Annotated in this window: 13 protein-coding genes; 9 read left to right on the forward strand and 4 right to left on the reverse strand. The window is 61.9% G+C overall.

Translation table 11 applies throughout. The features are described from left to right. Positions 1-60 precede the first annotated feature (60 nt). Positions 61-540, reverse strand: a complete 480-nt coding sequence (locus DMO26_RS28025; RefSeq protein WP_117195615.1) for a MaoC family dehydratase — start codon at positions 538-540, stop codon at positions 61-63. Between the two features lie 210 nt (positions 541-750). Here DMO26_RS28025 and DMO26_RS28030 point away from each other — a divergent pair, with 210 nt between their 5' ends. Then, a complete protein-coding gene (locus tag DMO26_RS28030; RefSeq protein ID WP_162895087.1) occupies positions 751-1,707 on the forward strand; it encodes a Bug family tripartite tricarboxylate transporter substrate binding protein in 957 nt (318 codons plus the stop codon). 91 nt (positions 1,708-1,798) lie between these two features. Then, positions 1,799-3,202, forward strand: a complete 1,404-nt coding sequence (locus DMO26_RS28035) for an MmgE/PrpD family protein (RefSeq protein WP_117195617.1) — start codon at positions 1,799-1,801, stop codon at positions 3,200-3,202. A gap of 90 nt (positions 3,203-3,292) precedes the next feature. On the opposite strand, the gene DMO26_RS28040 is transcribed toward DMO26_RS28035, so the two are convergent. Further along, the gene (locus DMO26_RS28040) at positions 3,293-4,792 is read right to left on the reverse strand and encodes a tripartite tricarboxylate transporter permease (protein WP_117195618.1); all 1,500 of its coding nucleotides are present in this window, start codon (positions 4,790-4,792) and stop codon (positions 3,293-3,295) included. A 1-nt stretch (position 4,793) separates the two neighbouring features. Further along, positions 4,794-5,252 carry a tripartite tricarboxylate transporter TctB family protein gene (locus DMO26_RS28045; RefSeq protein WP_117195619.1) on the reverse strand — a complete coding sequence of 153 codons (459 nt, stop codon included), beginning with the start codon at positions 5,250-5,252 and terminating at the stop codon, positions 4,794-4,796. A 477-nt stretch (positions 5,253-5,729) separates the two neighbouring features. Here DMO26_RS28045 and DMO26_RS28050 point away from each other — a divergent pair, with 477 nt between their 5' ends. Genes DMO26_RS28050 through DMO26_RS28080 form a run of 7 tightly spaced genes read left to right on the forward strand, consistent with a single transcriptional unit; the run spans position 5,730 to position 12,793 of the window. Then, positions 5,730-6,524: a DeoR/GlpR family DNA-binding transcription regulator gene (locus DMO26_RS28050; RefSeq protein ID WP_117195620.1), complete on the forward strand. Its 795-nt coding sequence runs from the start codon at positions 5,730-5,732 to the stop codon at positions 6,522-6,524. Between the two features lie 48 nt (positions 6,525-6,572). After that, a complete protein-coding gene (locus tag DMO26_RS28055) occupies positions 6,573-8,138 on the forward strand; it encodes an ABC transporter substrate-binding protein (RefSeq protein ID WP_117195621.1) in 1,566 nt (521 codons plus the stop codon). A gap of 56 nt (positions 8,139-8,194) precedes the next feature. Further along, positions 8,195-9,142 (forward strand): ABC transporter ATP-binding protein, encoded by a 948-nt coding sequence (locus tag DMO26_RS28060; protein ID WP_162895088.1) that lies wholly within the window; start codon positions 8,195-8,197, stop codon positions 9,140-9,142. Next, a complete protein-coding gene (locus DMO26_RS28065) occupies positions 9,139-10,188 on the forward strand; it encodes an oligopeptide/dipeptide ABC transporter ATP-binding protein (protein ID WP_117195622.1) in 1,050 nt (349 codons plus the stop codon). The genes DMO26_RS28060 and DMO26_RS28065 overlap by 4 nt, the downstream gene beginning before the upstream one ends. Then, a complete protein-coding gene (locus tag DMO26_RS28070; RefSeq protein ID WP_117195623.1) occupies positions 10,185-11,102 on the forward strand; it encodes an ABC transporter permease in 918 nt (305 codons plus the stop codon). Before DMO26_RS28065 ends, DMO26_RS28070 begins: the two co-directional genes overlap by 4 nt. Position 11,103: 1 nt before the next feature. Further along, entirely contained in the window at positions 11,104-11,970 is an 867-nt protein-coding gene (locus DMO26_RS28075) for an ABC transporter permease (protein ID WP_117195624.1), read from the forward strand. 16 nt (positions 11,971-11,986) lie between these two features. After that, positions 11,987-12,793: a glycerophosphodiester phosphodiesterase family protein gene (locus DMO26_RS28080; RefSeq protein ID WP_117195625.1), complete on the forward strand. Its 807-nt coding sequence runs from the start codon at positions 11,987-11,989 to the stop codon at positions 12,791-12,793. Between the two features lie 43 nt (positions 12,794-12,836). Here the strand turns inward: DMO26_RS28080 and DMO26_RS28085 are convergent, their stop codons facing one another. Continuing rightward, positions 12,837-14,018: an MFS transporter gene (locus DMO26_RS28085; RefSeq protein WP_117195626.1), complete on the reverse strand. Its 1,182-nt coding sequence runs from the start codon at positions 14,016-14,018 to the stop codon at positions 12,837-12,839. Positions 14,019-14,143: the final 125 nt, after the last annotated feature.

Consider the following 14,143-nt stretch of genomic DNA (forward strand, 5'->3'; position numbering starts at 1 on the left):
CGGCTCACCGTTCGGGCAACTGCGGGCGGAAGCCCGCCAGACAGGTTTCACGAGGCTGTCTCAACGGGGCGGAGTGACTTCTGGAATGACGTCTGCGGCCGGCCGGGCCGGTACCTGACCGAGCGAGATCATGCTCATCACCACGTCACCATCCTGGTTCCTGACGCTGACGCGCGTCTTGACGATGCCGTAGCCCGGCTTTTTCTCCGACCTTTCGAGCGCAGCGACCTCGCGCAGGACGCTCAACGTGTCGCCCGGCCGCACGGGCTTGCGCCATCTCAGCTCGTCTATCCCCATGCCGACCATCGGCGTTTCGCCGTAGGCGCCGCTTTCGACGAAGAGCTTCATCGAAAGCGCCGTCACCTGCCAACCGCTGGCGATCAGACCGCCGAACCGACCGTTTGCCGCTGCCGCCGGATCGGTATGCATGGGCTGCGGATCGTATTCCCGGGCAAAACGGATGATATCCTCCTCGGACAGCGTGATGCTGGCGCTTTCCCAGGATTGCCCGACCACGAAATCCTCGAAGTACTTCCTCATGTTCATTTCTCCACTAAAATCCATTTCGCCCGACCGCGCTTCCGACGGCATAGTGGGTTCGGCCCGTTTCGTCTGGTAGCCTTGGTTTTCAATTCCACTGTTCGAAACGCTCCGGGCAATTTTTTGCAATCGAGGAGAACGGCTGTCAGGATGGGATCACTGGAAACGCCATGCTTGAGGGAGGGGTTTATGGCTGCCTGGAAAAGATGGATGAGGAATGGACTGGCCGCGTTGACCGCCGTGCTGGCAAATGCGGCGGGCGTCTGGGCGGCAGACCAGTATCCCATTCCGACGGTGCGCATGATCGTGCCCTATGCGCCGGGCGGTGGCGGCGACATCACCGGCCGCATGATCGCGGAGGAGATCAGCAGGCGCCTGAAGACGACGGTGGTCATCGAGAATATCGGCGGCGCCAGCGGCACGATCGGCACGGAAAAGGCGGCCCGCGCCAAGCCGGACGGAGCGACGCTGCTTCTCGCCGGCAGCGCCATCTTCACAACCGCGCCGCATATCACCAAGATCGGCTTCGACCCGCTCAAGGATTTCGTCGCCATTGCCAATGTCAGCGAATCCGTGCGCATGCTGAGCGTACCGCCGGGTCTCGGGGTGAAAAACTACCAGGAACTGGTTGCCTATGGAAAAGCCAATCCGGGCGTCCTGAACTACGCCTCGGTCGGCGTCGGTTCGACCGGCCATATCATCGGTGTCGATTTCCTGCGCAGCGCCGGCGTCAATGCGCGGCATATTCCCTATAGCGGCGCATCGCAGGCAGTCCAGGCGCTGCTTTCCGGCGACGTACAGTTCGTGATCGACGCAATGGTCATTCCGCCGTCACGGGAGGGCAAGCTCGTGCCGATCGCCGTGCCGGGCGAAGCGCGCCTGCCGGATTTTCCGAATGTCCCGACGTTCAGGGAAGTGGGCTTGAAGGACATCCGCTCCGGCGGCTGGCAGGCGGTCATGGCCCCTGCCGGCACCCCGAAGGAACTGGTCGCGATGATCGAGAAAGCGTTGAAGGATGCCGATGGCAGCCCGGAATTCCGCGCCGCTCTCACCCGTGCCGGCTTCTCGCCCCGTTTCCGCACCGGCGTACAGCTGCAGCAGGAACTGGAGGCGGAATATGCCTATTTCGGCGAGCTCCTGAAGAGCATGGATCTCAACAAGAAATAACCGCCCGAGCCGTCCGGATAATGACCGCCATACCCGATACGCGCCATCTGCTGGCGCGTATCGTTTTCATGTAAGAGACAAGGATCGACCCATGCTCGACAGGCGTTCCGCCACCCCGACCCTCAGCGCCGCCGCCGCCGAATGGATGACGGGATTTTCGTTCGATGCCGTTCCCGAGGCCGTCTTGGAGAATACCAGGCTGCGGATCCTGGACGTGATCGGCGTCATGATCGCCTCGAGCGGTCTTGAAGTCGTGTCGGCCGCAAAACGCGCGATGACGGAGTCGGACGGTGGGCGGGGGAGCGCATTTTCGGTAACCGACGCCGCATCGATGACCCCCGCCGCTGCCGCGTTCGTCAACGGCGTCCTGTCGTCCGTTCTGGAATTCGACGACACCCATATCCAGTCGAACATCCACCCGACCGGCGTCGTGCTGTCGGCTCTGCTGCCGGAATGCGAGCGGCTCGGCCTTTCGGGCAGGAACCTCGTCGAGGCTTTGCTCATCGGCAGTGAACTGCTGTGTCGCCTCGGTCTGGTCTCGCCGATCCGGATGCACGAAGTGGGTTTTCATCCGAGCTCAGTCTACGGTGTTTTCGGCGCAGTTTGGGGGCTGGCGCATCTTCGACGCTTTTCGGTCGAGCAAACCGTCGATGCGATCGGCGCGGCCGCTAGCCTGTCGGCGGGCTCGATCGCTTCCTTCGAGGACGGCACGTCCACCAAAACCCTGCATGTCGGCATGGCGGCCTCGGCGGCGATCCGCGCCGCGGCGCTGGCAAGCCAGGGCATTTCCGGCCCGCATCCGGTCTTCGAGGGCAAGTTCGGCTGGTTCGGGAGCTATTTCCAGTCCCGTCCGGAATTTCGGTTCTCGGCCCTGACGGATGAACTCGGCGAACGATGGGAGGTACTCAACATTGCCTCCAAGGCACATCCTTGCGCCTATACGATGATCCCGTTCATCGCCGCGACGATCGCACTTCGCGATGCCCACGGCATCAAGCCGGAGGACGTGGAGGTCATATACTGCGATATCATGCCCCGGTCCTTCGCGACCGTCTGCGAACCGGCCGAGGAAAAGCGCCGGCCGCGCACCTCGTGGCATGGGCGCATCAGCCTGCAGCACACCGTTGCCGAGGCGCTGGTGCTCGGCCGGATGGACAAGGATGCCTATGCGCCGGAGAGCCTTGCCCATCCGGTCATCAATGCCGTGGCCGACCGGGTGGTCCACCGGCCGGACATGGTAGCGGCTGCCGATATCAGCCGCTCGCGCGCGGCGGTGACGATCCGCATGAAGGATGGGCGCGAGTTTTCCCATACCATCGATGACATGCCGGGAACCCGCCGCAATCCGATCACGCGGGAGGGGTACCTCCGGAAGTTCCGGGCAAATGTCCGCGGCGTGATCTCGCAAGCGGCCGGCGAGGAACTGGCCGCTTCTCTGCTCAATCTCGACGAGGTCGATGACCTTGGCGCGCTGTTTCGAACTCTGCGCCGGTAACGCCATTGTTCGCGTTCGACAAGGGCTTGCGGCCGGGACATCCTTCGATGTCCCGGTCTCTTCGTCTTGGGAGGACGATCGAGCCCTGCCTCAATCCGCCGCTTCCTGCGCACCCTTTCGTACGAAGGACGTGGTGGCGGCGAGCAGGATGGCGATGCCGAGCACCACGAAGGTCAGGCTGATCGGGCGGTTGATGAAGGTCATCGGGTCGCCGCGCGAGAGCGACAGGGCGCGCCTGAAATTCTCCTCGAACATCGGCCCGAGCACGAAGCCGAGAATGAACATGGCGAGGCTGCAGTCGGCCCGCTTCAGGAGATAACCGACGGCCCCGAAGATGACGAGCGTCAGGATCTGCAGCGACGAGAAGCCGATCGAATAGACGCCGACGCAGGCGAACGCGAGGACGAAGAGGTAGAGCCAGTGATAGGGCACGGTGAGCAGCTTCACCCAGAGCCCGATCAGCGGCAGGTTGAGGATGACCAGCATCAGGTTGCCGATCCACATCGAACCGACCAGCCCCCAGAAGAGCTGCGGATTGTTGGTGATCATGCTCGGCCCCGGATTGACGCCCTGGATCAGCAGCGCGCCGAGGAAGAGCGCCATGACCGGGCTGCCGGGCACGCCGAGCATGAGGGTCGGGATGAAGGCGGTCTGCGAGGCGGCATTGTTGGCCGCTTCGGGAGCCGCGACACCTTCCACCGCGCCGCTGCCGAAACGACCGGGCTGTTTCGAGATGCTTTTTTCCACCATGTAGGCGGAGAACGAACTCATCGCGAGGCCGGCGCCCGGTAACATGCCGAGGAACGAGCCGAGGGCGGTGCCGCGCAGCGCTGCCGGCCAGGCCAGGCGAAATTCCTCGCGGCTTGGCCACAGACGCCCCACTTTCGAGGTGACGAGTTCCGGCGTCGCCGTGCTGCCGATCGTTGTGATGATTTCCGAAACCGCGAAGAGGCCGACTGCGAGCACCGCGAAATCGATGCCGTCGCGCAACTCGGCGATTCCGAAGGTGAAGCGGAAGACGCCGGAAGCGACGTCGGCGCCGGCAAGTCCGAGAAGCACGCCGAGTACTGCCGAGCCGATGCCTTTGATGAAACCGCCCTTGGCGATCGAGGCGGTGGCGATGAGCGCGCAGAAGACGAGGGCGGCATATTCCGCCGAGCCGAACTTTGCCGCGACGGAGGCCATGGCGGGTGCGGCGAGCGCGATCAGCAGCGTGCCGACGGTACCGGCGAAGAAGGAGCCGAGCGCGGCGATGGCGAGTGCCGAGCCCGCTCGGCCCTGCCGCGCCATCTGGTAGCCGTCGAGACAGGTGACGGCCGAGGAGGCTTCGCCGGGCAGATTGAGCAGGATCGAGGTCGTCGATCCGCCATAAGCGGCGCCGTAATAGATGCCGGCGAGCAGGATCACCGAACCCTCCGGCGGCAGGCCGAAGGTCAAGGGCAGGAGCAGCGAGATGGTGATGATCGGGCCGACGCCCGGCAGCACGCCGATTGCGGTTCCGAGCGTCACGCCGAGAAGGCAATAGAAGAGATTGTCGATACTGGCTGCGACCTGCAGACCGAGAGCGATGGACGAAACGAAATCCGGCACGTCAGAAGCTCCAGTCGAAGAGATGGAAGGGAATGCCCAGGCCGATGTGGAAAATTCCGAGGATGACGGCGACGATCGCCAGGACGAGGATCGGCAGTTCCCTGGCTCGGCCGCGTTTATCCGCAAGCCAGCCGATTCCGACGAGCGCCGCGACGCCGGGCAGCAGTCCGAGGCGATCGATCAGCAGGCCGAAGACCAGCAGAGCCGCGAGGATCGTCAGGAAAGGCCTGATTTCTCCACGCGGGATGAGGGCGGTTGCCGCCGCGCCGGCATTTGCCATTGTGGTCTGCAAAATGAGCGCGACGCCGAAGATGAAGAGCGTCGTGCCGAGCAGCACGGGGAGCGCGCCAGGCCCCATTTCCGAAAGGCTGCCGAAGCCGTAATCCAGGCCGAGATAGACGGCGATGCCGCCGATCCCGACGAACAGGATGCCGACCGCATGGTCTGCATGGAATGTCATGATCCGTCCCAATGTTGTCTGTGCGCCGGCCGCCCATTCAAGACCGGGAGCAATGTGACGACCATAGCGATCGATCGCCGGATTCCATGCTCTCGTTTGACCTGGGGGGCGTCCGTAACCCTCCTCCGATATCTCCGGCTACCTTATAAATTGACCGCCGCGCAAAGGAAAAAGGTCCACGTTCCGATGATCGAAACGGCTCAAGGGGAGCCGACATATCCCGCATCGGACCTGAGATAGACTTCCGAGCCGCCTCGTCGATTTCCGCGGCAAGCGCCTCGATGTCTTTATGCGGTGGCACTTGCAATAATCCGCGCAAGATCCGATAGATAGGATGCGTGATCGATTTCGATCATTCCTTGTGTGCTTGTAAGCAATTTCTAACGTAGTCGGCTCCCACTACGGTGGGATTTTCGTCACATGGTTGTCATTCATCAAAGATAGATATCGCTCAAGCAATTGAGCGATATCCGTCAAATGACAACATGGAGCGAGCCGGTGCTGACTCAGGCGGAAGATCGTCAGGCGAAAATCGTCGAACTGCTGCGCGAGCAGAATTTCGTCGACATCCGCACTTTGACGGAACGTTTCGATATTTCGGTGGCGACTGTTCGCCGTGACCTCGGTGAACTCGAAGAGGCCGGACTGCTGCGCCGGACCCATGGCGGCGCTGTCAACCTCAACCAGGTCGCGCTGGACACGACGAATGCGGCCCGCCTGGTCTGGAAACAGGCTGAAAAGGCCGCCATAGCCACGGTCGTTGCGGGGATGGTTGCCGATGGGGACACGGTGCTTCTCGATGCCGGCACCACCGCGCTGGAAGTTGCCAAGAAGCTGACCGGACGAAGCAGCCTTACGTTCATTTCGAACGGTCTCGACATCGTTGCCGAACTAACGCGTTTCGATGGACAGAACATCTATTCGGTCGGCGGCGAATATACCGAGACGAACCGGTCCTTCCGTGGGCCGTTGGCGGAGCAGTTCATCCGCCAGTTCAATGTCGACAAGCTCATTCTCAACGCCGCGTCAATCGACGTCGACCGCGGATTGATCTGCACGGTTTCGCCCATGAATGCGAGCGTTGCTCGCGCCATGATCGAGGTGTCGAGGCGAGTGATCGTCGTGGCCGATCACTCGAAGTTCACAAAATCCAGCCTCTCCGTCGTCGCGAAGATCGAAGACGTCGGCGTCATCGTGACCGACTTCGGCACGAGATCCATCATCGACGCAGCGCCCGAGAAGCTGCGGAAGAAGTTCCTCATCGCGAACTAGGCAAATCAAAGTTCCCATCAACAGCATCTTCCAACCAGGAGACAACAGATGCTCAAGACCAACCGTAGAAAGTTCATGATCGGCGCAAGCGTCGCGGCACTTGCTTCGACCGCGGGTGCCGGGTTTGCCTTCGCAGCGGAACGGCGCGCATTGAGGATCGGTGTCAATGGGATTCCGGTTACGCTGGAACCCATCAACGCCATCAGCAATGTCGGCCCCCGCATCGTCAATCAGATTTTCGACACGCTGATCGTGCGCGACTTTTTCGGCAAGGGCGCACCGGGCAACGGCATTGATCTGATGCCTGCGCTGGCAGAGAGGTGGGAGCGGATCGACGACAAGTCGGTGCGTTTCAAGCTGCGCCAGAAGGTCATGTTCCATAACGGCGTCGAAATGACGGCAGAAGATGTCGCCTACACGTTCTCCTCGGAACGGTTGTGGGGTCCGGAAGCGATCAAGACGATCCCGCTCGGCGGCTCCTACTCGCTCGACTTCGAAGAGCCCGTCGTCGAAGATAGGTACACGGTGGTGCTGCGCACCAGGACTCCTACCGCTCTGACCGAGTCCTACGTTGCATCCTGGATGGGCCGCATCGTTCCCAAGGAATATTACAAGAAGCTTGGAACGGTCGCTTTCGGCACCAAGCCGATCGGAACAGGCCCGTATAAGTTCGTCGAATTCGTCGCCAACGACCGTGTCGTCGTCGAAGCCAACGACGATTATTGGGGTCTCAAGCCGGCCGCATCGAAAATCACCTATCAGCTCGTTGCGGAGCCGGCGACGCGGGTCGCCGGACTGATCAGCGGCGAATACGATATCATCACGACGCTGACGCCCGACGACATGAACCTCATAAACGGTTACCCCGACCTGGAGACGCGCGGAAATATCGTTGAGAATTTCCACATGTTCACCTTCAACATGAACCAGCCGATCTTCCAGTCGAAGACGCTGCGGCGGGCACTGGCGCTTGCGGTCAATCGCCCGCTGATCGTTCAATCCCTCTGGCAGAACAAGGCGTCCATTCCGAACGGCTTCAACTTCCCGAACTATGGCAAGACCTTCGATCCGAACCGGCGCCCCATGGAATACAATGTCGAGGAGGCCAAGCGCCTGGTGAAGGAGAGCGGCTACGACGGTACGCCGATCACCTACCACACGATGGGCAACTACTACGCCAACGCCATTCCCGCATTGATGATGATGATCGAGATGTGGAAGCAGATCGGCGTCAACGTCGTGCCGAAGGTCTACGCTCCGGGTGCGGCACCGAAGGACCAGGACAGCTACATGAGGAACTGGTCCAACGGCCAGTGGATGACCGACGCCTACGCCACCATCGTTCCGGAATTCGGACCCAAGGGCCAGGTCCAGAAGCGATGGGGTTGGAAGGCGCCGGCGGAATTCAACGAGCTGTGCACGAAGGTATCGCAAATGCCTGAAGGCAAGGAGCGGTTCGACGCCTACAATCGCCTGCGCGACATCTTCGAGGAAGAAGCACCGGCCGTTATCCTCTACCAGCCTTTCGACGTCTATGCCGCCCGCAAGGACGTCAACTGGAGGCCGATCAGCTTCGAGATGATGGAATTCCGCAACAACCTCAGCTTCAAGTAACGACAATCCAGCGACCTGCTGCGCGCATTCGTGCGCGCAGCGTCTGGAGAACAGTCATGTCCAAACTCCTGACCGTCCGGGACCTCGTCGTCGAGATCCCGGCGCGGAACATAAAAATCCTCGACGGCATCAGCTTCTCTCTGGAGGCCGGCCAGACGCTTGGCCTTGTCGGCGAATCCGGCTGCGGCAAGAGCATGACCTGTTATGCCGTCGCCAACATGCTTCCGCGTGGCATCGCGCGCACAGGCGGCAGCGTGACCTTCGAACCCGGTGGTCCAGGGACCGGCAAGCCGGCCGTCCCGAAGGTCGCCATGATCTTTCAGGATCCGACCAGCAGTCTCAATCCCGTCCACACGATCGGTTATTATCTGGAGTCGGCGCTCTACCGCCACCAGGGGCTGAAGGGCAGGGATGCCCGGATGGAAGCGATGCGACTTCTGGAGCGCGTCGGCATCGACCGCGCCAGGAGCCGGCTGCGTGCCTATCCACATCAGCTTTCCGGCGGCATGAACCAGCGCGTCATGATCGCCCACGCGCTCGCGGCCAGGCCCCAGCTGCTGATCGCCGACGAGCCGACCACGGCACTCGACGTCACCATGCAGGCCCAGATCCTGCATCTGCTCGAAGAGTTGAAAGCCGAGACCGGTATGTCCTTGATGATCGTGTCCCACGATCTCGGCGTCATCGCGCGTCTCGCTGACAAGGCTGCCGTGATGTATTGCGGCAAGATCGTCGAAACGGCACCCGTCGCCGAACTGCTCGATCGGCCGGCACATCCGTACGCGCTCGCTCTGATCGATTGCATGCCGAGCATCGATCCCGAAGATCTCGAACCGCCGGCCGCTATCCCTGGATCCGTGCCGCTTCTCGATAGCCTTCCGGCGGGATGTCACTTCCATCCGCGCTGTTCGCGCGCGAGCGGCGAGTGCTTGGCTCGTTTCCCGGAGCCCGCCAATATCGGCTTCGTCCACGAGGCCTCCTGTTATCACCCGATGGTCTCATGAGCACACCTCTCCTTAAAGCCAGCGGTCTCGCCAAGGCATTCCGCCACAAAACCGGGCTCTTCGCGAGCCCCACCATTCAGCTCGCGGTGAACTCGATCAGCCTGGAGCTCGCATCACGGGAGCGGATCGGGATTGTCGGCGAATCCGGAAGTGGGAAGTCGACGCTCGGCCGGCTTCTGCTTGGTTTGACGGAACCTACGCGGGGCGACGTGTGGTTCGAAGGCGTCAATCACAAGCAGCGCCAGGCGCGGGATTGGAAGGCGTTTCGGATGCGCACCTCCCTGGTGCAGCAGAACCCGCTCTCCGCTCTCAATCCGCAGATGACCGTCGGGCAACAGGTCGCCGAAGGGCTGCTTGTCCACCATGTCACCGGCCGGGCCGGGGCTTATGAACGCGTCGCCGCAATGTTCGAGCGCGTCGGCCTGTCGAGCGCGATGATGAGCCGCTATCCTCACCAGATGTCGGGCGGCCAGCGACAGCGTGTTGTGATTGCCCGAGCTCTGGTCCTCGACCCGAAACTGGCCGTTTTCGACGAGGCGGTATCCGCACTCGACGTATCGGTTCAGGCCCAGGTCGTCGCACTTTTGCGAGAGCTTTGGCAGGAGCTCGATCTCGCCTACGTTTTCATCACGCACGACCTGCGCATCGTCCGCCATCTCGTCGACCGTATCGCCGTCATGTATCTCGGCCGCGTCGTCGAGACCGGCGGCATCAGGTCCGTCTACGAATGGCCTCGGCATCCCTACACGCGAGCGCTTCTCGCCTCCGTGCCGACCATGGACCCGAGGATCCGCAATATCGAGCCGCCTATCAAGGGGGAACTCGACGCATCGAAAGTGTCGCAAGGGTGCGCCTTCCGGTTACGCTGTCCCTTCGCAATCGACAGGTGCGCCACGGAAATACCCGAACTCCGCCCAATCCGAGTTCACGGCGCCGGCCAGCATGCCGCATGTCATCGTGCCGACGAGTTTCCTCAATCGATCGCGCCGCAGATTGAAACGGTGCCGCGGGTCGACAGGACGCCGCAGAAGGAGACGGCGCTATGACGGCATTTATTCTTGCCCGCCTGATGCGGGCCGTCGCGGTACTCGTGTTCACTGTCACGCTCGTCTTCATCGTTCTGCGTCTGACGGGCGACCCCGCCCAGCAGATGCTGTCCGACAACGCCGGTCCTGAAGCCCTGGCCGCTTTCAATGCCAAGTGGGGTTTGGATCGGTCGATCTTGGAACAATACCTGTACTACGTCGCCAACGTCCTTCGTGGCGATTTCGGAATCTCGTTCGCGGACGGCCGTGAGGTTTTCACCGTCGTCAGCGAGCGGATCCCCAAGACGCTGATCGTAACCGTGTCGGCCTTCATCGTGAGCATTCTGATCGGCATACCGGCCGGAATCCTTGCGGCGATGCGGCGTGAGTCCGCAGTCGACAAAGGCGTCATGGCCGCTGCGGTCGTGGGTTACAGCGTTCCGAATTTCCTGCTCGGCCTGGTCTTTATCTTTGTCTTCGCGGTTTGGCTCCGTGTTTTGCCGAGCTCGGGCAGTTCGACCTGGAGCCATGCGGTCCTGCCCATCGCGACCTTCGCTCTGTTCAATGCCGCCGCCGTGGCGCGCTTTATGCGCTCGACCTTGATCGATGTCCTCGGTCAGCCCTATATCGCGGCCGCCCGCGCCGACGGCATCCCGCCCTGGGAGATCATCCTTCGTCACGCGCTTCCGAATGCGGCGATCCCCATGGTGACGACACTCGGCTTCGTCGCCGGTGGCCTGCTCGGCGGCTCGGCACTGATCGAGCCTGTATTTGCATGGCCCGGCCTCGGCAGCGGCTTCGTGAATGCAACAAACACCGGCGACCTGCCCGTCGTGCAGGCGATGATCGTCCTGTTCACGGTCTTCATGGTCGCCATCAACCTGACCGTCGACGTCCTCTACGCGGTTCTCAATCCGAAGATCAGGAAGCATTGACATGACGGCGGCGACATCATCCCGCCCGCTCCGGAGCACGGCGTGGGCTCCGTTCAACCGTATGCCGGCCAGCATCTGGCTGTGCTGCGCATGGATCGCCATCGTGGTCATCGTCGGCATCACGGCCCAATGGTCGGCACCTTACGATTACACGCATCAGGACCCGCTGGCACGGTTCGCACGGCCTTTCGTGTCTACCGCGCATCTCCTCGGCACCGACTATCTGGGACGAGATGTCGTCAGCAACCTATTGGCCGCCACCCAGACGACCTTGATGATTGCACTGCTCGGATCGGTGATCTGCGCCCTGCTCGGAACGAGTCTCGGCCTGCTCGCCGCCCATTTTGGCGGTTGGGTGGACAATGCCGTCATGGGCTTCGCCGACGCGATGGCGGCGGTGCCTTTCATCATCATCGCTCTCAGCGTCCTTGCCCTGTTCGGGACCAGCCCGCTGCTGTTCGTCTTTCTCGTTGGCTTGGCGAGCTGGGAACGCTATGCGCGACTGACGCGCGGCCTCGTCATCAGCGCGAAGGAAGAGGGTTATGCGGAAGCAGCCCGCATCGTCGGCGTTCCGTCGATGCGGATTTACTTGCGTCACATGCTGCCGAACATTGCGGGCCCGCTCATCGTGCAGTTCACCGTGAACTTCCCGGAGATCATCCTATTGGAAAGCGGCCTGAGCTTCCTCGGGCTCGGCATCCAGCCGCCCGAGACGAGCCTGGGACTGATGGTGGCCGATGGCCGGAACTATCTGGCGATCGCCTGGTGGCTCGCCGCTTTTCCCGGTGCCGTCATCGTTCTCACGACCCTGTCCATCAGCCTGCTTGGCGATTACCTGCGCGATCGTCTCGATGCGCGCCTCCGTTGAATAAAAGGAAATAGGAATGAATCCGCTCAGAATGACCATTGAGACGATGCGCCTCGGCGGCCACCGAGGCCATAGCGCCGGTGCTCCTGAAAACACGCTTGCCGCGTTTCGGAAGGCTTTCGAATATGCAGGCCGCCTCGTTACCTGCGAGACCGATCTCAGCATCACGAGCGATGGCGAACTCGTGCTGATGCACGACAAGACCGTCGACCGGACCACCAACGGTCATGGCATCGTACAGAAGATGACCTATTCGGAAATCTCCAAGCTCGATGCCGGGAGCTGGTTCAGCGAGGAATTCGCCGGAGAGCGGGTTCCGCGTCTCAGGGATGCCCTGCAGCTTGCCCGCGAACTCGGCATCATTTATCAGCTCGAGCTCAAGATATACGACCGCAACGACGTATTTTTCCCTAAACTCAGGGCGCTGATCAACGAGTTGGGATGCGCCGACCTTCTGCAGTTTTCCTCATTCGATTATGTCCAGCTGAAGGCGGTGAAGGAAGCGATCCCTGAAGTGCCGACCGTTGGCCTGATGCACTCTCGACTGATCGATCCCGCCGCTATCGCTCGGCAGGCAAACCTCGATGCGATGAACATCGAGGTCTATCATTTCGCCAGCGGCGAGGCACGCCAGCTTCATGACGACGGCTTTGCCGCATTCACCTACTTGCCCGCCCACTACCATGAAAAGCTGATGCAATACGGCACCGATATCGAAGCTCAAATCATCCAATGGGTTCGCGAAGGTCAGCTCGACCAGCTCTTGGGTGACGACGTCGCGCAGGTGACAAGGCTCAGGGATGAAGCACGTGCTCGGCGATAGGGCTCGGCTTGGCGACGTCCCGGAAACCATCTGGCTGGACCCGTCACCGCCGACTTTGATTATTTCGTCGCATGGACAGCACCAGGAGGAGCCCAAGGGTGGCCGACAGACCGCCGATCATAAACACCGAGGCATAACCCCGCACATCGGCCAGAAGCCCGACGATCGGTCCTGTCGCACCGTAGGCAAGATCCTGAAACGCTGCGAAGCCGCCGACCGCTGTGCCGCGCAGATGCGCCGGCACCTGCTTGACGACCTCCGAGCCCATTGCCGGGAATACCATCGAGCAACCGACGCCCGTCAGCAGCGCACCGATGAGCGCGGAGCTTGGCCCCGGCGCGAGCCAGAGCAGGTATTGGCCGACCGCTTCCACCGCAAGAGAGACGACCGCGATGCGCAGGCCGCCAAACCGATCGGGCATGTGGCCGAATAGCAGGCGGACCAGCACGAAGCCGACACCGAAGAATGTCAGCCCCAGACCGGCATAGGGCCAGCCGCGACTCAGGAAATAGAGCGAAAAGAACGCCCCCAGCGCCGCGAAGCCGACGCCCTGCAATCCGACAGCGGCACCCGGCCGCCAAATCCGGCCGATAATCCGCCAGAACGATTCCCGGTGGCCTGGCTGAGGCGCTACCGCGGGAATCCAAGAGATCGCGATCAAGCCGACGATCGGCAGACCGGTGCAAACGATCATCAACCCGCGGAAGCCGAAACGATCGAGCAGCGCCAGGCCGAGCGGACCGCCGACGGCAAAGGCGCCGTACAAGCCTATGCCGACGAGCGACATTACTTTGCCGGAACGGGCCTGGCCCATCAGCCCAATAGCCCATGTGATCATGCCGACCATCGCCACACTCTCGCCAAGGCCGAGCAGCAGGCGGCCGATGATCAGCAGTTCATAGCTTGGGATCACCGGCAAATCGGACCAACTCGCCGAAAGGCAGATCAGGCCGGCGGCCGCGTAGATGATCAAGCCGCGCTGCATGCACAACTTGCCGCCTATCCGATCGGCCAAGGCGCCGGCCCAGCCTCGCGTGAGGATCGTCGACAGAAAGGCGATGCCAACGGCGAGGCCACCGTAAGCGTTGTCGAGGCCGAGGCCTTGCACGACATGAATGGTTACGGCCGACAGCGATATGGCGACCGTGAGATAGGATAGAAACAAGGCGGCCGTCAGGGCGACGACGCGGCGATAGGCCGGATCTGGCCGTTGAATAGCAGGCATGCTCACGCACTCCGAATAGGGACCGCGACCGGGAGGCGGCGCAAAGCGCCGTTTTGCGGGATGGATCGCCGGGTCGGTGGGTCGATGGGTCGATGGGTGCGTTGGTTAACGTGAACGCTTACGGC

Origin of the sequence: Rhizobium terrae (genome assembly GCF_003425685.1) — a bacterium.
In the GTDB taxonomy this organism is placed as follows: Bacteria; Pseudomonadota; Alphaproteobacteria; order Rhizobiales; family Rhizobiaceae; genus Neorhizobium; species Neorhizobium terrae.

Bases quoted from the DNA above. Each gene is read 5' to 3' on its own strand.
- DMO26_RS28060 (WP_162895088.1), top strand. From the start codon at position 8,195: ATGTCCAAACTCCTGACCGTCCGGGACCTCGTCGTCGAGATCCCGGCG.
- DMO26_RS28085 (WP_117195626.1), bottom strand. From the start codon at position 14,018: ATGCCTGCTATTCAACGGCCAGATCCGGCCTATCGCCGCGTCGTCGCC.
- DMO26_RS28070 (WP_117195623.1), top strand. From the start codon at position 10,185: ATGACGGCATTTATTCTTGCCCGCCTGATGCGGGCCGTCGCGGTACTC.
- DMO26_RS28035 (WP_117195617.1), top strand. From the start codon at position 1,799: ATGCTCGACAGGCGTTCCGCCACCCCGACCCTCAGCGCCGCCGCCGCC.
- DMO26_RS28030 (WP_162895087.1), top strand. From the start codon at position 751: ATGAGGAATGGACTGGCCGCGTTGACCGCCGTGCTGGCAAATGCGGCG.
- DMO26_RS28065 (WP_117195622.1), top strand. From the start codon at position 9,139: ATGAGCACACCTCTCCTTAAAGCCAGCGGTCTCGCCAAGGCATTCCGC.
- DMO26_RS28080 (WP_117195625.1), top strand. From the start codon at position 11,987: ATGAATCCGCTCAGAATGACCATTGAGACGATGCGCCTCGGCGGCCAC.
- DMO26_RS28050 (WP_117195620.1), top strand. From the start codon at position 5,730: ATGACAACATGGAGCGAGCCGGTGCTGACTCAGGCGGAAGATCGTCAG.
- DMO26_RS28075 (WP_117195624.1), top strand. From the start codon at position 11,104: ATGACGGCGGCGACATCATCCCGCCCGCTCCGGAGCACGGCGTGGGCT.
- DMO26_RS28025 (WP_117195615.1), bottom strand. From the start codon at position 540: ATGAGGAAGTACTTCGAGGATTTCGTGGTCGGGCAATCCTGGGAAAGC.
- DMO26_RS28045 (WP_117195619.1), bottom strand. From the start codon at position 5,252: ATGACATTCCATGCAGACCATGCGGTCGGCATCCTGTTCGTCGGGATC.
- DMO26_RS28055 (WP_117195621.1), top strand. From the start codon at position 6,573: ATGCTCAAGACCAACCGTAGAAAGTTCATGATCGGCGCAAGCGTCGCG.